At 34.5% G+C, this 20472-nt stretch carries 22 protein-coding genes and 5 pseudogenes; 10 read left to right on the forward strand and 17 right to left on the reverse strand.

Annotated features, from left to right (window positions below; genetic code table 11):
- Window positions 1-12: 12 nt before the first annotated feature.
- Both BCER98_RS10180 and BCER98_RS23375 read right to left on the reverse strand, forming a co-directional pair.
- Window positions 13-201, reverse strand: coding sequence for a DUF3970 family protein (locus BCER98_RS10180; protein WP_012094450.1), 189 nt, complete (start codon window positions 199-201; stop codon window positions 13-15).
- Between the two features lie 151 nt (window positions 202-352).
- A pseudogene (locus BCER98_RS23375) lies at window positions 353-497 on the reverse strand (class I SAM-dependent methyltransferase); the annotation flags it as partial.
- A 123-nt stretch (window positions 498-620) separates the two neighbouring features.
- On the opposite strand from BCER98_RS23375, the gene BCER98_RS10185 reads away from it, so the two are divergent.
- Window positions 621-974 carry a DUF3914 domain-containing protein gene (locus BCER98_RS10185; RefSeq protein ID WP_012094452.1) on the forward strand — a complete coding sequence of 118 codons (354 nt, stop codon included), beginning with the start codon at window positions 621-623 and terminating at the stop codon, window positions 972-974.
- 49 nt (window positions 975-1023) lie between these two features.
- Here BCER98_RS10185 and BCER98_RS10190 read toward each other — a convergent pair whose 3' ends face one another.
- Window positions 1024-1596, reverse strand: a complete 573-nt coding sequence (locus BCER98_RS10190; protein ID WP_012094453.1) for a hypothetical protein — start codon at window positions 1594-1596, stop codon at window positions 1024-1026.
- Between the two features lie 438 nt (window positions 1597-2034).
- On the opposite strand from BCER98_RS10190, the gene BCER98_RS10195 reads away from it, so the two are divergent.
- The 3 genes and pseudogenes from BCER98_RS10195 (at window position 2035) to coaW (ending at window position 4451) form a co-directional block, all read left to right on the forward strand.
- Complete coding sequence (locus BCER98_RS10195) at window positions 2035-3234, forward strand: LL-diaminopimelate aminotransferase (protein ID WP_012094454.1); 1200 nt, start codon at window positions 2035-2037, stop codon at window positions 3232-3234.
- A gap of 57 nt (window positions 3235-3291) precedes the next feature.
- Window positions 3292-3588, forward strand: a pseudogene (locus BCER98_RS10200) (3-hydroxyacyl-ACP dehydratase FabZ family protein).
- A 32-nt stretch (window positions 3589-3620) separates the two neighbouring features.
- Window positions 3621-4451 (forward strand): type II pantothenate kinase, encoded by an 831-nt coding sequence (coaW, locus tag BCER98_RS10205; RefSeq protein ID WP_012094455.1) that lies wholly within the window; start codon window positions 3621-3623, stop codon window positions 4449-4451.
- A gap of 15 nt (window positions 4452-4466) precedes the next feature.
- Here coaW and helD read toward each other — a convergent pair whose 3' ends face one another.
- The 3 genes and pseudogenes from helD to BCER98_RS10215 form a co-directional block, all read right to left on the reverse strand.
- Window positions 4467-6809: an RNA polymerase recycling motor HelD gene (gene helD, locus BCER98_RS10210; protein WP_012094456.1), complete on the reverse strand. Its 2343-nt coding sequence runs from the start codon at window positions 6807-6809 to the stop codon at window positions 4467-4469.
- Between the two features lie 394 nt (window positions 6810-7203).
- Window positions 7204-7438 (reverse strand): annotated as a pseudogene (locus BCER98_RS23040) (hypothetical protein); the annotation flags it as partial.
- Window positions 7416-8096: an MBL fold metallo-hydrolase gene (locus BCER98_RS10215; RefSeq protein ID WP_012094457.1), complete on the reverse strand. Its 681-nt coding sequence runs from the start codon at window positions 8094-8096 to the stop codon at window positions 7416-7418. The gene BCER98_RS10215 and the pseudogene BCER98_RS23040, both read right to left, overlap by 23 nt.
- Before the next feature lie 699 nt (window positions 8097-8795).
- Between BCER98_RS10215 and BCER98_RS10220 the strand changes: the two genes are divergently transcribed.
- From BCER98_RS10220 to BCER98_RS10230, 4 genes are read left to right on the forward strand one after another with little or no spacing between them, the layout of a single operon-like run.
- Window positions 8796-8936 (forward strand): YrzI family small protein, encoded by a 141-nt coding sequence (locus BCER98_RS10220; RefSeq protein ID WP_041809776.1) that lies wholly within the window; start codon window positions 8796-8798, stop codon window positions 8934-8936.
- Between the two features lie 31 nt (window positions 8937-8967).
- Window positions 8968-9111: a YrzI family small protein gene (locus tag BCER98_RS10225; protein ID WP_041809778.1), complete on the forward strand. Its 144-nt coding sequence runs from the start codon at window positions 8968-8970 to the stop codon at window positions 9109-9111.
- A 21-nt stretch (window positions 9112-9132) separates the two neighbouring features.
- Entirely contained in the window at window positions 9133-9273 is a 141-nt protein-coding gene (locus BCER98_RS21055; RefSeq protein WP_081428377.1) for a YrzI family small protein, read from the forward strand.
- 27 nt (window positions 9274-9300) lie between these two features.
- Window positions 9301-9441 (forward strand): YrzI family small protein, encoded by a 141-nt coding sequence (locus tag BCER98_RS10230; protein WP_012094460.1) that lies wholly within the window; start codon window positions 9301-9303, stop codon window positions 9439-9441.
- Window positions 9442-9691: 250 nt separating this feature from the next.
- On the opposite strand, the gene BCER98_RS10235 is transcribed toward BCER98_RS10230, so the two are convergent.
- Entirely contained in the window at window positions 9692-10777 is a 1086-nt protein-coding gene (locus BCER98_RS10235; RefSeq protein ID WP_012094461.1) for an AI-2E family transporter, read from the reverse strand.
- Between the two features lie 154 nt (window positions 10778-10931).
- Here BCER98_RS10235 and BCER98_RS10240 point away from each other — a divergent pair, with 154 nt between their 5' ends.
- Window positions 10932-11765, forward strand: coding sequence for an HNH endonuclease (locus tag BCER98_RS10240; RefSeq protein WP_012094462.1), 834 nt, complete (start codon window positions 10932-10934; stop codon window positions 11763-11765).
- Window positions 11766-11996: 231 nt separating this feature from the next.
- On the opposite strand, the gene BCER98_RS23045 is transcribed toward BCER98_RS10240, so the two are convergent.
- From BCER98_RS23045 to tnpB, 8 genes and pseudogenes are all read right to left on the reverse strand, one after another.
- A complete protein-coding gene (locus BCER98_RS23045; RefSeq protein ID WP_087095017.1) occupies window positions 11997-12089 on the reverse strand; it encodes a putative holin-like toxin in 93 nt (30 codons plus the stop codon).
- A gap of 146 nt (window positions 12090-12235) precedes the next feature.
- Window positions 12236-13351, reverse strand: coding sequence for an FMNH2-dependent alkanesulfonate monooxygenase (ssuD, locus tag BCER98_RS10245; RefSeq protein ID WP_012094463.1), 1116 nt, complete (start codon window positions 13349-13351; stop codon window positions 12236-12238).
- Window positions 13352-13448: 97 nt separating this feature from the next.
- Window positions 13449-14240 carry an ABC transporter permease gene (locus tag BCER98_RS10250; protein WP_370684831.1) on the reverse strand — a complete coding sequence of 264 codons (792 nt, stop codon included), beginning with the start codon at window positions 14238-14240 and terminating at the stop codon, window positions 13449-13451.
- 74 nt (window positions 14241-14314) lie between these two features.
- The gene (locus BCER98_RS10255) at window positions 14315-15310 is read right to left on the reverse strand and encodes an aliphatic sulfonate ABC transporter substrate-binding protein (RefSeq protein ID WP_012094465.1); all 996 of its coding nucleotides are present in this window, start codon (window positions 15308-15310) and stop codon (window positions 14315-14317) included.
- A 13-nt stretch (window positions 15311-15323) separates the two neighbouring features.
- Window positions 15324-16079, reverse strand: a complete 756-nt coding sequence (locus BCER98_RS10260) for an ABC transporter ATP-binding protein (protein ID WP_012094466.1) — start codon at window positions 16077-16079, stop codon at window positions 15324-15326.
- 324 nt (window positions 16080-16403) lie between these two features.
- Window positions 16404-17102, reverse strand: coding sequence for a phosphopantothenoylcysteine decarboxylase domain-containing protein (locus BCER98_RS10265; RefSeq protein WP_012094467.1), 699 nt, complete (start codon window positions 17100-17102; stop codon window positions 16404-16406).
- A 12-nt stretch (window positions 17103-17114) separates the two neighbouring features.
- Window positions 17115-17921, reverse strand: coding sequence for an aminoglycoside N(3)-acetyltransferase (locus BCER98_RS10270; RefSeq protein WP_041809781.1), 807 nt, complete (start codon window positions 17919-17921; stop codon window positions 17115-17117).
- A 285-nt stretch (window positions 17922-18206) separates the two neighbouring features.
- Window positions 18207-19361 (reverse strand): annotated as a pseudogene (gene tnpB, locus BCER98_RS10275) (IS200/IS605 family element RNA-guided endonuclease TnpB).
- An 87-nt stretch (window positions 19362-19448) separates the two neighbouring features.
- Between tnpB and BCER98_RS22515 the strand changes: the two are divergent.
- On the forward strand, window positions 19449-19592 hold the full coding sequence (locus BCER98_RS22515; protein WP_164468619.1) for a hypothetical protein: 144 nt from the start codon (window positions 19449-19451) through the stop codon (window positions 19590-19592).
- 154 nt (window positions 19593-19746) lie between these two features.
- On the opposite strand, the gene BCER98_RS10280 is transcribed toward BCER98_RS22515, so the two are convergent.
- Window positions 19747-20142 (reverse strand): GNAT family N-acetyltransferase, encoded by a 396-nt coding sequence (locus tag BCER98_RS10280; protein ID WP_012094469.1) that lies wholly within the window; start codon window positions 20140-20142, stop codon window positions 19747-19749.
- Between the two features lie 140 nt (window positions 20143-20282).
- A pseudogene (locus BCER98_RS21830) lies at window positions 20283-20461 on the reverse strand (multidrug resistance efflux transporter family protein); the annotation flags it as partial.
- Window positions 20462-20472: the final 11 nt, after the last annotated feature.

Below are 20472 nucleotides of genomic sequence, written 5' to 3' on the forward strand. Positions count from 1 at the left end.
CAAAAAAGTCACCTATTTATTAGTGACTTCCTTCTTTTTATAAGATAAATATGCTAATACACTTTTACTTGTATTGTATTTTGGATTATTTCCTTTACGTGGTTCTCTTATATGCGTTTTTTCAAATCCAGGAATTTCAGGCATTCTCTCCAAAAATTCAACAATTTCTTGTTCATTTCCTTCCACTCTTACACGAATCATTGTTATAACTACTCCTAGCTTTCTTTTTTACTTTCATAAGTATAACGTACTTACTAAGGAGCGCAAGAAGTTTCTCTTTCATGTAGCATTTTTTAATATACAAAAAGCTCTATTTCGTAATAAACTTTTATACCTTTCCTATTAAATCCAGTGCTAGTGCATTAGCAACATGTCCGCCACCTATTGTAATATCAAGTAAACGAATATTTTGACGAGATTGCACGTGCTGTATGATATATGGTAACCTTCCCTTTTTCATAGATTTGACTCGTTACATACTTTTCAACATGATTCATCTTCTTTCTATCATTTATGAATGATAAGTTTTTCTTTCGCACTCTTCATCATTAGGAAATTTGTTTTATTTTTTATTCAAAATCTATTTATATGAATGTATAATTATTAAAGGAGGTGCAAAAATGCAAATAGAATGGAATGTAAATGCTATGTCGCAACATACAAAGGTTACTCCTTTGTATGTTGCACAAAACGAGAAACAGCATGTCGCTATTTCAGAAAAAGAAAATAAGCAAGATGACGGGGTTAAATTTGATATTCGATTGTTCGAAAAAACAACACAACAAGCTAAACATAAGTTTACAGAATTAGACTTATGGAGCACGTTAAAAGAGAAAGGTGTTCCGATGTGGATTATTTTGAAAATCCTCAAAAAATCTCACAAAGAAAAAGAACAAGACGCAACTAGCGCAATTCAAAATACTTCTAATACCTTTGAAGATGTAAATGAAATAAGATTAAATGAAGTCATGTAGCATTTACTCTGTTAAGAGCCTTACCTTTTGGTAGGTTCTTTTTCTTTACTTAATGCACGAAAAGTATATTTTCTTCTTTTTGCACATACATGCTCATAGGTTCACAATAGGATTGAACAACTAACGGGAATGAAAATTGAAATAACTTCGTTAATACCGTTTCTTCATACAAATGAATAATCTGTTTTATTTCTGTAAAATGCTCTAAAATTAGCGTTCTATAGGATGCAAATTCTATATCCTTACTTACCCCTATCTCTTTTAATAATTCTGTACATAATAAAGAACGACGATAAATGAAACGAGGAAAATAATAAGCATAAAGCAATTCGTGACATTTCTCTTTAATTTTCTCCTCAAATGTAACATAGTACATATCAGTTCTGATACAAAATGCATCTTTTATTTCTCCGTTATACTCTCTTAAGAAGTCTTCTACTTTCTCATATGTATACTCTTCATGTGATTGATTAACCTTAACCAAAGATCCGCCGGCATTCATTATAAATTTAGGTGTAAACATGTAATAAAACACAATCCAAAAACATAATCTCACTACCATTTCCTCTTCCTTTTCTTGTAGAAACTGCTTAAATATTTTTTGAAAAAACTGCTTGATCATACTCCATCCCCCCTATCCTCAGTTTAAGTTCATCCCCATTTATTTTCCAATTACCAACAACTCTTTTTATACTAGATAAAATATCATTTTCTCTATATAAAGAATGGAATTTATACTATGAAATAAAAAATATAGACTCTGCTGCTCAAAATTAAACATCGCACTTGTATCATTCGCTCTCTTTACATTTGGCATTGTCGCTTCTTCTCTCGCTAAGTGAAAAAACCATTATAAACGCTTCTAGCAAGCAATATATCAAATCCTCCCAAGTTAGAGAAAAAACAATATGCAAATACGTAAAATATCTTCTTTTATATATATTTATTCATGCTAACATTTTCATCTTCCTCAAAAAATGATAAAATAGATTCACGTGTTTTCAGAATAATAAAATAGTAGGAATTTTAAAACGAGAACACAGTTTTAGGAGGGGTTTTAATGACATATACGTTAGCAACAAGAATGAAAGCATTTCAATCTTCCATATTTAGCGAATTAGCAGCTTATAAAAAAGAAAAGATCGCAGTAGGTCATAAAATGATTGATTTAAGCATTGGAAATCCAGATATGCCCCCTGCCGATTTCGTCAGAGAAGCTATGGTACATGCAGCAAATGAAAAAGAAAATTACGGTTATACTTTGACAGGAGTTGAAGACTTTCATCAAGCGGTAACGGAATATTATCATGCAAGTCACAATGTCACATTAGATCCTGATCGTGAAGTGTTGTTATTAATGGGATCTCAAGATGGTTTAGTGCACTTACCTATGGTCTTTGCAAATCCTGGAGATCTTATTTTAGTTCCTGACCCTGGATATACAGCTTATGAGACAGGAATACAAATGGCTGGTGCTACTCCATATTTCATGCCGTTAAAGAAAGAAAACGACTTTTTACCTAATCTACAAGAGATTCCCGAAGAAATTGCTAAAAAGGCAAAAATGATGATATTAAACTTCCCAGGAAATCCAGTTCCAGCAATGGCACACGAAGACTTCTTTAAAGAAGTAATCGCATTTTCTAAAAAACATCATATCATTGTTGTTCATGATTTTGCTTACGCTGAATTTTATTACGATAATCAAAAACCAATTAGTTTTTTATCTGTTCCTGGTGCTAAAGAAGTAGGGGTAGAAATCAATTCCCTATCCAAAAGTTATAGTTTAGCAGGAAGTCGCATCGGATATATGATTGGCAATGAAGAAATTGTGAGAGCCCTTACTCAATTTAAATCCAATACAGATTACGGTGTTTTCTTACCCATTCAAAAAGCTGCCGCGGTTGCTTTGCGCCAAGGAGCGGAATTTTGTTCGAAAAACCGGATTATCTATCAAGAGCGCCGCAATACTTTAATTGACGGTTTTGCTTCTTTTGGCTGGAACGTTGAGAAACCTGCTGGCAGCATGTTTGTATGGGCAGAAATACCAGATGGCTGGACCTCCTTACAATTCGCATATGCGTTAATGGACCGTGCAAATGTTGTTGTAACCCCTGGTCATGCTTTTGGACCACATGGTGAAGGCTTTGTCCGCATCGCACTCGTCCAAGATCAAGAGGTTCTACAACAAGTCGTTGAAAATATTAAAAATAGCGGGATTTTCTCTTCCAAAAAAGAAAATGCACTTGTTAAAAATTAATATCAACTCTTCTGCTTTCTCATAGCAGGAGAGACCCTTTTACATGGAGGTTTAACTATGAAAGGTACGCTTCCCCACCGCTATCCATTCTTAATGATTGATCATATTGTAGATATAAAAGAAGGACAATCTGTAAAAGGTTACAAATATCGATACAAGTGACTCTGATGGATTGGGTTTTCTTTCATCATTAGACGGTGTACAGTTTCACGGAAAAGCATTCCTTAGTGATACGGTTATATTACATTATGAAGTAATACGAAATCGCCGAGGCTTTATGCTCGGACAGCAACTGTAAACGATCAATTGATTGTTACAACTGAAAAACTATTAATCTACAAAGCGAAACAATAATAATTTGAAATACATAAGAAGGGGTTAAAAAAATGGAAAGTGTTGTCGGTATTGATGCTGGAGGAACATTAACAAAAATTGCTTACTTTGAAAGCAATAAGACAATATCTTTTAAGAAATTTTATTCTTATGAGCAAGAAAACATGAAAAAGTGGCTTCATCAAAACGAAACAATTACGAAGTTATGTATAACAGGTGGAAAAGGTGAACAATTACAAACATTACTTGCGAATCAATACGAAACGATATATGCAAATGAATTTGAAGCTACCCTCCAAGGTGTGCAGTTTCTTTTTAAAAAAGAAACTCTCTCCCTAAACAATTTTGTTTTAACAAATATCGGCACAGGTACTTCAATTCACTACATCCATGATAAACAATATGTTCGCGCAGGAGGAACTGGCGTTGGCGGTGGCACAATCATGGGACTAGCAAAATTATTAACAAATATAGAAAGTTTTGATCAAGTGCTCCATCATGCAAAACAAGGGAACAGAAATACCCTTGATATAACAGTTGGAGATATTTATAGCGGCGCACTCTCACCTATTGATTACCATTTAACAGCTAGTAATTTCGGGAAAGCAGCAATGACAGATTTAAACTATACGCATTCAGATTTACTTGCCACCCTGCAAGGTCTTGTTGGCGAAGTCGTTACCGCATTAAGTCTTCAATTTGCTGAGGCAAAAAACATAAATGATATCGTTTATATCGGCTCTACCTTATCTAACAATACACAGCTACAAAACATTATTGAACATTACACAAAGTATCAAAATAAACGACCCATTTTCTTACAAGATCACGGTTATAGCGGTGCAATTGGTGCTTTGCTTAGCGTACAAACGAAAAAAAGCTGACTTATGCCAGCTTTTTTAACTTTCAAGCTCATATTTCTTTTGTGAAACAGATTGTAAAAACGGATTGATTTCTCCTTTATTGTAAATCATTAATTCATGCATCGCACGTGTACACACCGTGTAAAATAAATTTCGTTCCTTTTCTCGTTTATACTGTGATGCATCATAAATGATAACTGCATCGAATTCTATCCCTTTTGATAAATAGGATGGAATCACTAGAATACCACTATCAAACGAACTCGTTTCCTTCTTTATAAGATGAACGTTTTGAAGTTGCTGAAAGCGATTATAGACTACTTTACTTTCTTCTTCTGTTTTACAAATAACCGCAATTGTTCGGTGCCCTCTCTTCTTTAAATCATCTATTCCCTCTGCAATTTGCTTATCATATTTCTCCCATTCTTTCACTTCAATCATTACCGGCTTGCGCCCATCTCGTTCAAATGGTTCAATTTCTTCGCTATGCGGAATAAACTGTTTGGTAAATTCAATAATTTGTTTTGTAGATCGATAGCTGCGTTTCAACACAATTTTTTCACTGCGCTCTTCACCATATAAATCATTTAATTGTGAAAATAAATGATTTGTCGCTTGTTCATAAATAGTTTGATTAAAATCACCAAGTATTGTCATTTTTGTATGTGGAAATATACGTTTTAAAAATGCATATTGGAATGTCGAATAATCCTGCGCTTCATCAATAAATATATGTTTTACAGCTGTATTTCTTTGCAATTCTTGTATTTGATCTTTCATGTATAAGTACGGCGTTGCATCTTCATACGGCATATAAAAATGCTTCACTTTCTCCACTGTTTGTTTGCATATTGCCCACCAGTTCTCTGGTAGTTCTTCGCGATCTAAAAATTGAGTTATATAGTTAGGGTCTTGAAATAGTTGTGTGTATAACGCTTTCGTATGAATAAATTGTAATTTCTTTACCCGTCTTCGAAGCGGTATAAAATGTTCTTTCACAACCATATCCGCTAACATACTTTGTTCTCTTTCAAATTCATTAAATGTACCGCCAGAATATGCCTTTTCCTTCTGCAGTTGTTGATGAACTTTTAAATATGTTTCTTTGTCTAATAACTGTATTTCTTCCTCTACCCACAGCTTTTTTCTTTCTACTTTTTCTTTTTTCCTTAGTTCTTTTAATAACCACTCGGAGATCAGTTTGATTCGATTCGGAATACGTATTGCCGAGTCAAATTCATAAAACTTCTCTTTTATTTGCTCTTTCGAAATAATAACTTTCCCTTTAAACTGAATATCTTTAAATTGCATGCCTTCTTGTTTTAAAAATGTGATATACCGATCCATTGCAGTAATAAATTGTAAACTAGCTTTATACTTTATCCCTTCTAACCGAACCTTGTAATTGTCATCTTCTATTTTTGTTAATACATACTCCATTTGCGTAAATGGATCTTCTACTTCAAACTCTCTTTCGATATGATCCTCTAAATACTTTTGAAACGTCGTTTGTTTCACATTCTCTTCCCCAAGCTCTGGCAAAACAGTAGAAATATAACTATTGAACATTGCATTTGGAGAAAAAAGAACAATCTGATTCGCATGTAATGTATCCCGATAACGATATAGCAAATATGCGATGCGCTGTAATGCTGCTGATGTTTTTCCACTTCCAGCTGCACCTTGCACAATAAGTAAGCGACTTGTTTCATTTCGAATGATTTGATTTTGTTCCTTTTGTATAGTCGATACAATACTTTTCATTTGTGTATTCGCATGATTCCCAAGTACTTCTTGCAGCATCGTATCCCCAATAGTAACTGCTGTATCAAACATATTCTGAATTTTACCACCACGGATAACATATTGACGTTTTAAAGTCATCTCTCCAGAAATCGTTTCATGAGGTGCGCTATACTTCGCTCTTCCTAACGAATAATCATAATACAAACTAGAAATAGGTGCCCGCCAATCATAAACAAGGAACTGTTCTGTACTTTCATCATAAAATGAGTGAATCCCTAAATATATAGACTCTTTCTTGTCTTCACCATCTTCTATAAAATCAATCCGTCCAAAATATGGCGACTGCTGTAATCGTTGTAATCCTTTTAGTTGACTCGATATATGACGATGGCTTTGCTCTCGTTCTGATAATAACTCCGCTTGTTGCTTTATACTCGCCGCTGTTTCTACAGCTTCTTCTATATTATCAACATTCACTGTTACATCATCCCAAAAATGTTTGCGTATTTGAACAACATCTTTTGTTACTGTACTTACATACTGCTCTAACGAATCTATACGCGTTCTAACTTTGCTTACTACCTCATCCACGCGCTGCTGCTCCTGCTTCCATTCTTGCTTTGTTTTCTCCATATCGCCACTCCTTATCAGCCATTCTTCTGCTCATCATCTTGTACAATATAAATTTCAACAAAAAGTTTGACAATCACTCGCCATTTTTGATATAATTATATTGGATATATATTGAGTTTTTTAAAAATAAGCAATGAGCGTTTTTCCATTGTAACACATATATACGAAAAATCAATACAAATATACTAAGATTAGTAGCACAATCATCGCTTGTGCTACTATTTTTTATAATAGACTAGGTCGGAACAGCTCTAGAACCTCGAGTTCGCACAAAAAACTTACATACTCCCCCTCCCTTATAAGAGTAGTTTCAGTATGTTGGATTCTTGAGACTGTATATAAATCACTAAAATGATGCGAAGACTTCTATCAAAAATCAAAGCTGTCTTTTAATTGATTTTTCTAGATGTTGTGAAATGTATATCTAATACAAAACAAAACGTTAATCCATTATCCAAAAATGATTAGAAGAGCATATTTCATAGGTGAATTTCACGCAGGTTGTTACACCCAGATCGCTAGTTATAAGGCACTGTAGAAGTGAAAATAACGAAAGGTTCAGTTAGACAGTATAGGCGCAAGTTGATATCTACGTTTAGCCCTAAATTATAAAGTGACTTTCCCCCCATGATAACAATAGTAAGTTTCAGCTTTAAGATTTTTAATCTTTCTCAAAGACTGTTGCGCTTTCTCAATGTTTAAACAGAATTGTGGATTGGCAATGATTAATTCATCATCCTCATTAACAGCTGCATCACCTGTAATTACACTTTTTAAACTTGGAAAATACAATGAAATATGCCCTGAAGTATGCCCCGGCGTTGCTACTATTCTACATTTGTTATCTAGAATCATATCGCCATCATGTACCTTTTCATCAATTGAAACATGCTTCAAATTCTTTAATTGTTGTACAAACCATTTACCAAATTCGATTTCTTTAATTGTCATATGTTCAAGCATTTCCTCAGCTTGAACTAATCTCTCTGACTTTATTTCACCACTAATGTATTTTGATTCCCTTTCACTAGCTATAATGTTAATCCAAGGATATTTTTCCTTGAAATCATAAAGGGAGCCTATATGATCATCATCATAGTGAGTAATGATTATATTCTTTAAATTCTTCACTTCGTATCCATTTTTTAAAATTTCGTTTTCAATTAAAGACAGGGAATTTGTATACCCTGTATCGACCAAAGTTAGTTCATTATTCAATATAATTAAGCTAGGATAAATGTAATTTTTTTGCCTATTAAATTCAATGGGTAGCTCTATTATTTTCATTTTCTCCTCCATACTGCATGTTTGTGAAACGTGCGATAATCGAATATTCTATACGCCTATTATACATAATATAGAAAAATATAACTTAAACCCTTTTATGTTCTTATTTTTAAACAATTTTATTGTTCATGAACACTTTCTACATTTGTTACTTGGTCCTAATGCAAGAAATCTTAACCGACTTGTTTCTTTCTCCCTTTTATAAAACTATTACAAGATAAGAAATCCAGATAAAAAACAGCATATATTCCATATATAGCATGTAATCCTCTCGAAATTCGCCCTTACGCGTTAGTTCTTCCATGCCTTTTCTATATAAATCGTATTCTAGAATCCCCCACCGCAAAATATATACATTTTTATCAAAATTAAAAATTTTCACTTTTTCTGTTTACTTTTATCCATTTATTGTATATACTTATTAGCGTAGGAAAAATATTCTAAAAGGAGGTCGAATGAAATGTCAAGATTACAATTACATGTTGTTGCATCTGTTTTCCAATTTCATAATTATTCGGCCAACCTAATGGAGAATTAAAAATCGCCTTTTATTTTTAACTCATACATTCGCCACAGGAGGTCGTATACTTTCCTGTGGCTTTTTCACGCTCAGCCATAGGAGTACTATATCTTCCTGTGGCTTTTTTGTGCGATTTTTTAGTCTCTTACATTATTTTTTAAAGAAAGGAGCAACATTTGATGACTTTTCGCGTATTGTTTTTAAGTATTACGATTCAAAGAACTACGACTTCTGAAGCTGATTTAGCTCATCATGAGCAGATTGAAAATGCTATGAATGAAATGAAAGAGCGTCAAACACTTTATTGTGATCATCTATAATTCCTTTTCGAAAGGAGGAATTCATTCACCTATGACCTTTCATATCTTCTTTTTTACAATTACCCTTCAGAAAAGAACATTGTCTGAAGAAGAGATTTTGCGAAAACAGCAGTTAAAACAAACGATGGAGGAAATAATCGACCGTAAAAGTTTGTACTATACTCAAATGTATTAAATTGAAAAGGAGCAATCTCTAATGAAATTTAAAATATTCTTTTTGACCATTATTATACAAAAAAATAAGCTCTCAAAATCTGAATTGTTGCATGAACAACAAATTCATAAGGCAGTCAATGACATAAAAATACGCCAAAGCCTTTACTGTAGTCGCTTATAAATTCTTTTAGGATGGAGGAATTCAAGTATGAAATTTAAAGTATTCTTTTTAACGATTTCAATTCAAAAGAGACCTTTATCTGAAGTAGAAGTGAAGCAAGAACAACAATATAAAAAAATTGTTGAGGAAATTCGTAATCGCCGAAGTACCTATTGCAGATTCTTATAAAAAATCATATAAGTTAATAAAGAAAGGAGAGAGTTAAGATGTTCATAGCACGTTGTGAAAAAATGATTTGGATTATAGAGAGGGATTCCACTTAGCCAGAAAATAAAATCCCCTTTTCACCAATGAAGGCAGTTACCAACTTATTATCCTAAAGAGTCGGGATTAAATATATAAAAATTTTATAATAAATATAGTTTTTAATCAAAAAAAAAGATACACCTCCTTATAGGTGTATCACCCTTACTTTATTCTATTTTCGGCTACTCCGTTTCGTCTTAAATAATCTTACTAAATTAGAAACAACTGTTTTTGTAACCGCATAAGCTGGCACAGCTAAAATCATTCCAATAATTCCAGCAAAGTTCCCTACTCCTAAGATTAATACGATAACTGTCAAAGGATGAATGTTCAACTTCGAACTCATAATACGCGGTGAAATAATGTTACTTTCAAATTGTTGAACAATCGTTACAACTAAGATTACCCAAACAGCTTGCATTGGCGATACAAATAATCCAACAATAACAGCGGGTGCAGCTCCAATAAATGGACCTAAGTTTGGAATAATGTTTGTGAATGCCGCTATGATTCCTAAAATGAATGCATACGGCAATCCAATAATGAAATATCCGATAAATGTAAATGCTCCTACAAATAAACAAACAAGTGCTTGTCCTTGTATATATGCAGATAAAGTTTCATTTGTTTCTTTTATAATACGCAGTCCTTCTTCACGGTACGATTCTGGCAAAAAGCTAACAGCCTTTCTAGGAAAAGCATGTCCATCTTTGAACATGTAAAACAGGATAAATGGTACAGTAAATATAACTAACGCGACATTTGTAATGATACCAAATAAAGCCGTTGCACTCGACGTAATCGTATTTGGTATATCTTTCAAATATTCCACTGCATTTTTTTCAATTGTTTCAATAGAAATGTAATCTTGTGTAGTCAGCCATTCAAATAGCCTATGATGAGATAGTTCTTGTATGTATATTTTTCCCTCCTTAATGTAATTTGGTAAGTTTTTCACTAATTCCATTAGCTGTTGTGAAACTGTCGGAACAACTACACCAATTGCCACTGCAGTTAATGTAATAATAAAAACATACAACAGTAAAACTGCTAAATTTCTAGGAACTTTTTGATTCTCTAAAAATACTAACACAGGATTGAATATAAAATATAGAAACAAAGCAATTAAGATTGGGAAAAATAAAGTTGAAATAAATATGCCAATTGGTTGAAATAAAAACGATATTTTTGTGCAAATAAATATAATTCCTACAACCATCAGCACTTCCAATGTCCAAAAGTGCACTTTCGATTTCAAAAAAATGGCCTCCTTTAAACTAGCACCTCTCCTTATTGTACCAAACTAAGTGTGAATTTCACATAATATTTTTAATTACAATATTCCAAAATACCATCAAATACACTACAATGAAATTAGATTACATACAAATTTGTAGATAAAGGTGATAAATATGGCGCAATGTATCATTTGCCGAAAAGAAACGAAAGAACTTAGTGAACAACACGTCATTCCAGAGATATTATGTGGATATTATTTCACAAATTCAGTTTGTGATTCCTGCCATGAACATCTTACAATACATGTTGATCGCCCATTAATTAGACATAAACTTAGCCAATATAAAATTGAACAAATGAAACAACAACTTGACTCTCCTCTTTACATAAAAGAATATGGACAAGAATTAGCTGCGGCGGAAACAGACGTTACCGAGACAAAAGATGAAATTCATTATTCTAACTCACTTATTATGAAACTATGTAAAAAACACGATATTTCACTACATAATGAAATTTGGAAAGAAGAACGCGTTACAAAAGTGGCCAGCTCCATTCAACGTGAATTACTTTTGGATAATCGAAAATATAAAATGAGCATTTTAAAAATGGCTTACACTTTCGCTGTTCAAACAATAGATGGCTATTTTTATGACCCGGATGCAATTGAAATTTCCGCCATTCTATCCAACGCGGACTTCTTTGAATTAAAGGAAAAAAGTATTGTTCGCGACTTAAGTAAAAGTTCGTTATGGAATACATTAAATACAAAAAGTGACAATCACTACTTTATTTTATTAAGTGATACAGACGGTTTATTCTGCTTCGTCCGTCTATTTAATATTTTTGATGTTGTTGTTCATCTTTCTCAAAAAGCGTATCATCTCCCTTCTCCAATGATTGGTGTGAATGATGTTCAAAACCAATCATTCTACATAGAAAGTTTAAAAGAATACATGAATCATTTATTTATGGAAAAAAGACCATCTACACATATTTCATCATAAGTATTCAAAACTAGAACATACGCTCTCCTTTCTTGATAAAAAGGCACTATGGTATAATGAGTATGAAAAGAACAATACAATCACATAAAACAATAAAAATTGTATATAAATAAAAAAGACTAGTGTGCGGCTACACACTAGTCAACGTAACTTGACAGATTGGATTGTTCATTTATCCTATTTGTTTCTTATGAATATAACAACCCATATTCTATTGGCATAGATGGGTTGTTATTTTTTGAGCTTGTCAATTAAAACGACAACGAACGTCAGCAATGCAACGAGAAATAATCCACCTTGCAGTAGTAACGTAATCTCGCTCACAAATTATCACCCCCCTTCTATGTGGAGAAGTGATAATTGAACACCCAACCATACCATAAGTTACCTTTTTATTTTATCATATTTTTTCGTCTTTTACGATGAAAACCGGCAAGATAGCAGCTTGCCGGTTTGTTTTTATTACTCAATTATTTCTTTTCTAATGCATAGGCATCCGCAATCATTTCTCCAACAATTTTATCTTTCTCATTTTGGGATACCGGTAAAAGCGGAAATAGCAGTTCAGCTACTTGATAGGCTTCTTCTAAATGTGGGTAACCAGATAAAATAAATGTATCTATACCTAGTTCTTCATATTCTTTTATTCTCTTCGCCACTGTATGTGGATCCCCAACAAGAGCTGTTCCAGCGCCTCCCCGTATTAATCCAATACCAGCCCATAAATTCGGGCTAATCTCCAAGGCCTCTCTCGTTCCTTTATTTAAACGTGTCATACGCTTTTGTCCAACTGATTCATAACGTGCAAATGTTTTTTGAGCGAGTTCAATTGTGGCATCGTCTACATATTGAATACATCGTTCCGCATCTTTCCAAGCTTCTTCTTCTGTCTCTCTTACGATGACATGTAACCGGATACCGAAGCGAACTGTACGCCCTTTTGCTTCCGCCAATTTTTTTACTTCTTTTATTTTTTGTTCTACCTGCGCTGGCTGTTCTCCCCATGTTAAATATACATCACAATGTTCTGCTGCTACAGCTTTTCCAGCATCTGATGATCCACCAAAGTAAATCGGCGGATGCGGAGATTGAACAGGTGGAAACACAACTTTACTATCTTTTACTTGAATATATTCTCCTTCTAAAGAGACTTGTTCCCCTTGCAAAACTGATTTCCAAACCTTTAAAAACTCATCTGTAGCATCATACCTTGCATCATGATCTAAAAATAGGCCATCTCCCTGTAGTTCAACTGGATCTCCTCCCGCTACAACATTAATAAGAAGACGTCCATCTGAAATCCGATCAAATGTTGACGCCATTCTCGCTGCAACTGTTGGTGACATAATCCCTGGCCTTACCGCAACTAAAAAACGTAATTTTTCCGTTTCAGCAGCAAGTGCTGAAGCTAACACCCAAGGGTCTTCACATCCTTGTCCCGTAGGAAGTAATACACCGCTATATCCTAAATAATCAGCTGCTTGTGCAACTTGCTTATAATATCCGTATTCAGCAGCTCTCCCTCTTTTTGTCGTACCTAAATACCTGCCATCACCATAAGCTGGAATAAACCATAATATTTCCATTTCTTCATACACCCCTTTTTCGTTTTACGTTCTCCTTTAACTTGCGACTTATAAAAATCTCACTATATATACTCTGATTCATTTCCGATTCGACTCTTTAAACTCCAGACTCTCCTTTATAATTATCCCTCCATTTCAAACATCTCACTTCCAATAAACGAACGAGTGAATCTGAAAATTTCCCTACAAATGCAAAAATAATAATTCCTACAAAAACAATATCTGTATTAGAAAATTGTCTCGCATCCATAATCATATAGCCAATTCCTTCCGTTGAGCCCATAAGTTCCGCTACCACTAAGCTCACCCATGCAACACCTAGAGATAATCTGGCACCTAATAATAAATTTGGTAAGGCAGCCGGTATAATGAGCTTTGTAATTAACTTCCTTTTACTAAATTCTAATACTCTAGCAACATCAAATAACTTGGAGTCTACACCACGAATTCCTAAAAACGTATTCACATATAAAGGAAAAAAAGCCCCATCGGCAATCAGTAATACTTTTGATGTTTCGCCAAACCCAAACCATAAAACAAATAATGGTGCCACAGCTAAATGTGGTACAGTTCTGAGCATTTGTATCGAAGGATCTAAATATTGCTCGCTTCTTGTTGAAAAACCAACAATTGTTCCTAAAACAACCCCTAGACTACCGCCAATGAAAAAGCCAACAGCTGCTCGAAACACACTAATACTTAAATGATTAAACAATTCCCCCGTCTGAACAAGGCTCTGAAAAGCTAGAAAAATATCCCACGGTGTCGGTAAAACTGTTTTAGAAACAAGCTCCAAAAATCCTGCGAATTGCCAAATCAGCAATACGATAGTCGGTATAATAATTGCTCGTATCAAGAGAGAAACATTCTTTTTACGAGAATGAGCCATTTCTTGCTTTTGAGCTAGTTTTACTTCTGCTGTCTCAACTATCGTTTTCGCGCCTTCCATTTTCTAACACCCCTTTACTCCGATTTCAATGCTTTTTCAATATACGTATTATCTACAACTTCGGCAGGCTTAATTTTCTTTTTAATAGAATGCAGTTTATATTGAAAATCAGCCGTCTTTTGCTGTTCTTTTATAATGTCTTTCGTAATTGGTACTAAAATAGGTTTGTCGTGATGAAATACTTCTTTTACAATTTCAGGATCAATTTTCTTTGCGGAAGCATAAATATTGACTGCCTCTTCAAAATGAGACTCCTGCCACACTCGCGCTTTTTCATATACTTTCAGAAACGTCACAACGAGTTCTGGGTGTTCTTTCGCAAACTTTGTTCTTGCAACAATAAATTCTGGTGATGGGATGTTTAATGTATCACCATCTACAATCACCTTTGCCCCCTTTTTTAATGTATGTAATGATATAAATGGATCCCAGATTGCCCATGCATCTACCGATCCTGATTCAAAAGCTGGCTGTGCTTCATCAGGTTGTAGCTGAATAACACCGACATCTTTTGCATCTAATCCTTCTTTCTCTAACGCACGGTATAATAAATTAAATGCGCTACTTCCTTTTGCCACGGCAACTTTTTTCCCTTTTAAATCTTTTATACTTGTAATTTTGCTATCTTTTTTCACAAGAATCCCTGTACCTTTTCTTGCATAGCTCGTATTTGCAATTTCTGTGAATTCAATATTCGCAGCTTGTGCGGAGATAACCGGTGAGTTTCCAACTTCCCCAAAGTCTAAACGATTTGAGGCAATCGCTTCAAAATAAGGAGGACCACTTTGAAATTCCGTCCACTTTACTTTTACACCAACTTTTTCAAACTCTTCTTCAAACCATCCCTTTTTCTGTGCGAGTAATAGTGGACTTAACCCTTGCTGTATACCAATTTGAATTGTTAGATCTCCCTTCTCATTTTTTTCACTTACTGCCTTGCTTTGACACCCCGTCAATAAAAGGAGTATTCCTAAAGTGAAATAAATCAATATATTCTTTTTATTCTGCACCAGCCTTCCCTCCTTACACACTTTTAGTCGTAAGTTCTCCATACTCAAACTCTTTTAAAACTTTCGTTCGAAATTGTTGGAATAATGAAGAAGTCTTACTCCGTGGATATGGTAATGGATTAGAGATCACTTTCTTTATTGTTCCAGGTCTATGACTCATAATGACAACCCGATTGGAAAGATAAATTGCTTCATCTATGTCATGCGTAACTAAAATCATTGTTGTCTTCTTTTGCTTCCAAATATTTAGTAACACATCTTGTAGATGCGTTCTCGTGAATGCATCTAGCGCACCAAATGGTTCATCTAGTAGTAATACATTGGGATTTCGTAATAGTGCTCTTGCAATGGCAACTCTTTGTGACATACCACCGGATATCTCTTTTGGATAAGACTTTTCAAATCCTTTGAGTCGAACGACTTCAATCCATTCCTTCACTTGTCTTTGTACCTCTAATTGTCTAAGTGATAAATCAGCTGCAATATTTTCTTCAACTGTAAGCCATGGAAACAAACGATGCTCTTGAAAAATAAATCCTTGTTTCATACTTGGTGCTGTCACTTGTTCTCTATCAATAAAAACTTCACCAATAAAATCATTATCTAACCCTGCTACAATCTTTAATAAAGTACTTTTTCCACACCCGCTTGGGCCAATTATAGTTACAAAATCTCCTTTATTTATTTGTAACTGAATATCCTCTAACACTCGAACACTTCCAGAGGATTTCACAAAAGATTTCGTAACGCCTTGAATGGAAACTGTCACACATTCGCCCTCCTTAAAATGAATGAATTAAGAAATGATATAACAAAAAAACCAAAGGCATTTCATAAATGAATGAAATGCCTTTGGTTTTTCCAATCAGCAATATATTATTGAATTAACTATATATTATACAAACCTTTCCGATAAGTCAACTTTGTTTTGAGAGGATTATATCCAATTATTCACAGGAGTAAAATAGAAAATCAACAAAACTTCTCTTATATGCAATAGCTTGATTCATATCATCCCACCTTTTATTCCCTTTCCATTCGCAAGCGAATCGCTTCTTTTAATAATGGCTCCATATACGTACCCCCATTTATATTATTTACTAAAGCTTCTTTCTCTAGAGGAACATAAGTAGGCTAGACGTTTTATAATCTCTTTGGCAGTCTCATCTTTTCCCTCACATAGCTGGACATAGCCATCTTCTCCAATTACATAATGATAAGCTCCGCGTGAATGTAACGAATGCGATGAGTTGGCAATCATTATATTGGCCTTTGCGTCTTTCATTCTCATGCTGGCACGCTGAATTAATTCCTCTTCACTGATATCGCTTTCAAGTTTAAATCCAACTAAAAGCGTTTCTGGATCCCATTGTTTAATTTGTTTTAATATTTTAGGTGCTTTTTGAAAATGAATGACTGGCGCTATATCACTAGAAATCTTTCCGTTCATGTTAAGTACATTTCCTTCTTGATCACAAATTTTTTCAACAATCCAATCCGATCCAGCCGCAGCCATAATAACAGCGTCAATTTTGTCATGGGTCATAATGCTTTTCATTTTATTCTGTAAATCGATAATTCCTTCAAAAGGATGTAATTCTAATTGTACATTTGTTGCGACCGGTTTTTCAGCAAAATAGCCATGTAAATATATAACATGTGCTCCTTTTTCCATCGCTTCTTCTGCAAGTAGCCTTCCGATTGTTCCTTTTGCTAAATTTGTATGTCCGCGCACTTGATCCCATTTTTCCAGACAACCACCGCTTGTAATTATTATCTTTTTCCCCTTCATTTGAATCATCCCTTACTTATTTTTCGAGCGAAGCCACGCTGTACTATAATCGATAATCTCTCTCTGCTTCATGACTCTGCACGTTGCATTTCCAATCTTTCCAATTTGAACAGCATTTGTTTGTTCAAATTCTGTCCCAATCTTAACAAATGGTTCAGGGTCATAGTCTATTTCATCAAACTCTTTCCAGACGCTAACCCCATTTTCAATAATAGGCGCTCCTTCTTTTATAAATTCACACGCCCCAGCACGTATTTCTGATAAATGAATAGATGTATTCGAATCATAGCCAACTCCTATTAATAATACATATCCATCTAAATCATATATTTTCTTTAATGGAGATGCTTCACCGAAACTAAATGACAGTGAATGGTCCGCTGTAATCCATTCTGCATGTTTCCCCCAAGCAGCGAAACTATTTAACGGATGACTACTTCGCTTTACATTTGGGTATGTACGAAAACACTCTACAATTTTCCCCATCGCTCTTGTTGGAGTAATATCCGGATGAAAGGCAGGCACATTCTCACGAATTATGGACCACCAGTTTTTTGGAACTGGTGGTCGAGCCCAATTTTTTGGATCCGACAAATCAGATGTTTGCGTTGGCATTACAATCGTTCCCTCTTCCGTAATTACGTTCATTAATGCTTCCACCACCGCAACTGCTCCACCGCACACCCATCCTATTGAACTAAGCGAAGAATGTACAATCACTGTCATTCCTTTCTGTATCCCTAATTTCCTTAAATCATTTGTGATCGTTTCAATGGTATTTGGGAAATCTGTTTCCGCTACTATATCATTTATTTTCATCATGATTCCTCCGGTCATTTTATCGTAAATCTTACATAAACTCATATTTTACATTTCATCATATTTTTCTTAATTTTTTATCTGTTAGAAGATAAAATTCTTATCATGTATATTGTGAAAAGTAAATTTAGAGACGCTGAAAAAAATACTCTCCTAAAGTGTATGTAAAGTACTTTAGGAACGTACTGTTATGACTTAATATTGAACTACTCACCACTTAACGACCTTACGGTCTGTTTGAAGTGGGAGATTCCTAAGAACACCAACCTATCGGTTAGTTATTGATTAGGATATCCCCGTAGTCCCTACGGTTAGAAGTCTTATTGCTTCATTTTTAAGATTTTGTCCTGCGTTAATATCTCTATCGTGATGACTATTACATTTAGGGCAAGTCCATTCTCTAAGTTTAAGATTCTTAACGTCTTTATTTTGGTAGCCACAAACTGAACACAATTGAGAACTTGCAAATGTTTTAGATACAGTAACTACTTGTTTACCGTACCATCTTGCCTTGTACGCTAACATCGTTCTGAATTGCGACCAACTCACTTCACTAATGGCTTTAGCTAACTTATGATTCTTCAACATATTTGACACTTGCAAATCTTCCATACCAATGATGTCGTGGTTTTTGACAATATAAGTAGAGATTTTTTGCAAATAGTCTGTTCTTGCATTCATGATGTTCTCATGGATGCAAGCTACTTTACGTTTTTGCTTTTGATAGTTTTTTGCTTCATCCAGTTTACATTTTCGTTTTAATGCCAATTCCTGTCGTCTGGAAAGAACACGCTGTGCTTTCGCTAATTTTTCTTCCAGTTTGCGAAACCATTTAGGATTGCTAAATACTTCTCCCGTTGAAAGAATCGCAAAATCTTTCAGACCCACATCCACACCAACAGACGACCCAGTTTTAGGAAGTCCTTGAACGTTTGTTTCAGCAAGAATGGATACAAAATACTTACCACTTGGATTTCTTCTCATTGTAGCATGAAGAATACGTCCTTCTACTTCACGACTTTTCGCAAACCTAACAAATCCAAGTTTAGGTAACTTGATTTTGTTGTCTACAATGGCAATATTTCCATTCACATGCTTTGTTGTGTAGGATTGCACTTTATTCTTTTTAGACTTGAAACGTGGTGCTTTGTTTTGTTTCTTGAAGAATCGAGCATACGAATCAGCAAGGTTTTTCAGTGATGATTGAAGAAGGGCAATGCTATCAACTTCTTTTAGCCATACTAATTCCTTTTTCAACTATGTGAGTTTATCTGAACAAGAATTATATGTTAATCCTTTGCCTGTCTCTTTGTATACGTTATTCCACTTCTCTAAAAAGTGATTGAATACAAACCGAGAACATCCGATTGTTTTCGCAATCAGTATTTCTTGTTCTTTATTCGGGTAGATACGGAATTTGTATGCCTTTTTGACCAACATTGATTTCTACCTCCTTCTTGGTATATACTAATTATATATTTAATATATAGAATGTGTCGAGTATATACTGAAAGGGTAGTGAAAAACATGAAACGTATTTCAAAATTAATTAAGTTCCCTGCTGATTTAGTAGCAGAAATCGAAAAGTATCAAAAGGAAAACTATATCTCAAGTTTTGCGGGTGCAGTTTATGAACTTATCCGCAAAGGTTTACGTGTGTCGGATCGTTAACGTGGCACAAACCACGCCCTATCCGAAGGCGATTCATCTCCCACCTACTCATTGGGCTACGCCCTTCACATTCCTTGAGGTGGGAGTATTCTCGCCTATTGTGGATAAAAACGAAATACCTATTTTACTCAAGCAGCTCAGATGTAAGAAATATTCATTTCCAATAACACTGAAATCTTTCCACACCTGGATATTTTTCTCCTAAGCTTGTAATAATCCATCCACATTTTCTATAAAACTCAACTGCTTCATAGTCTGTTTCGGCTTCTAAGTAGACTAATTGATGTATTCGAATGATTTCCTTTATCATATAAGAAGCAAGTCCTTGATGACGATTCGCTTTTGAAACAGCAATATGACATAATCTTGCTTTGTTTTCACCTATCAGTTCCATTCCAACACAAGCACACTCTCCATATTTATATAATATGGCCTGCTGTTTTTTTGTATAAAAATGAATTGCTTTTTGTAAACTGAGCTCCGAGGGACCAACTGCAAACTTCAATATATGTACCATGTTTTGTCCTATGTTTTCAATTCGTTCTAACATGCTGTACATCACCTTTCTTCACTATATGTGTACGGGAACTTTACTGACTAAAATGAAGAAATGAATTGCTTCCACTTCTCTCTGTATCTTTTTTCAAAAGATAGTAGTATTCCCCTTTCAATGAGCTACTATCGATCATTGAAAGGGTCTTTTAAGTTTCCTTTATACATTACTCCTAAATAGTAATGGAACCATAAAGTAGTAACGTAAAGAAGCACTCCAAATCCAGCTTCCTCCCTGTAAATCCATTGCGGGGTTTAAAATAAACGTAAAGGCAAAGAAAAAACGATGCCAATATCCCTGCTGCAATTGCTTTCATCCTAAAATCCC

It is taken from the genome of Bacillus cytotoxicus NVH 391-98 (assembly GCF_000017425.1).
GTDB lineage: Bacteria > Bacillota > Bacilli > Bacillales > Bacillaceae_G > Bacillus_A > Bacillus_A cytotoxicus.

Excerpts from the sequence above, each read along its gene's own strand:
- BCER98_RS10180 (WP_012094450.1), bottom strand. The coding sequence starts at position 201 with ATGATTCGTGTAAGAGTGGAAGGAAATGAACAAGAAATTGTTGAATTT.
- BCER98_RS10185 (WP_012094452.1), top strand. The coding sequence starts at position 621 with ATGCAAATAGAATGGAATGTAAATGCTATGTCGCAACATACAAAGGTT.
- BCER98_RS10190 (WP_012094453.1), bottom strand. The coding sequence starts at position 1,596 with ATGATCAAGCAGTTTTTTCAAAAAATATTTAAGCAGTTTCTACAAGAA.
- BCER98_RS10195 (WP_012094454.1), top strand. The coding sequence starts at position 2,035 with ATGACATATACGTTAGCAACAAGAATGAAAGCATTTCAATCTTCCATA.
- coaW (WP_012094455.1), top strand. The coding sequence starts at position 3,621 with ATGGAAAGTGTTGTCGGTATTGATGCTGGAGGAACATTAACAAAAATT.
- helD (WP_012094456.1), bottom strand. The coding sequence starts at position 6,809 with ATGGAGAAAACAAAGCAAGAATGGAAGCAGGAGCAGCAGCGCGTGGAT.
- BCER98_RS10215 (WP_012094457.1), bottom strand. The coding sequence starts at position 8,096 with ATGAAAATAATAGAGCTACCCATTGAATTTAATAGGCAAAAAAATTAC.
- BCER98_RS10220 (WP_041809776.1), top strand. The coding sequence starts at position 8,796 with ATGACTTTTCGCGTATTGTTTTTAAGTATTACGATTCAAAGAACTACG.
- BCER98_RS10225 (WP_041809778.1), top strand. The coding sequence starts at position 8,968 with ATGACCTTTCATATCTTCTTTTTTACAATTACCCTTCAGAAAAGAACA.
- BCER98_RS21055 (WP_081428377.1), top strand. The coding sequence starts at position 9,133 with ATGAAATTTAAAATATTCTTTTTGACCATTATTATACAAAAAAATAAG.
- BCER98_RS10230 (WP_012094460.1), top strand. The coding sequence starts at position 9,301 with ATGAAATTTAAAGTATTCTTTTTAACGATTTCAATTCAAAAGAGACCT.
- BCER98_RS10240 (WP_012094462.1), top strand. The coding sequence starts at position 10,932 with ATGGCGCAATGTATCATTTGCCGAAAAGAAACGAAAGAACTTAGTGAA.
- ssuD (WP_012094463.1), bottom strand. The coding sequence starts at position 13,351 with ATGGAAATATTATGGTTTATTCCAGCTTATGGTGATGGCAGGTATTTA.
- BCER98_RS10250 (WP_370684831.1), bottom strand. The coding sequence starts at position 14,240 with ATGGCTCATTCTCGTAAAAAGAATGTTTCTCTCTTGATACGAGCAATT.
- BCER98_RS10265 (WP_012094467.1), bottom strand. The coding sequence starts at position 17,102 with ATGAAGGGGAAAAAGATAATAATTACAAGCGGTGGTTGTCTGGAAAAA.
- BCER98_RS10270 (WP_041809781.1), bottom strand. The coding sequence starts at position 17,921 with ATGAAAATAAATGATATAGTAGCGGAAACAGATTTCCCAAATACCATT.
- BCER98_RS22515 (WP_164468619.1), top strand. The coding sequence starts at position 19,449 with ATGAAACGTATTTCAAAATTAATTAAGTTCCCTGCTGATTTAGTAGCA.
- BCER98_RS10280 (WP_012094469.1), bottom strand. The coding sequence starts at position 20,142 with ATGTTAGAACGAATTGAAAACATAGGACAAAACATGGTACATATATTG.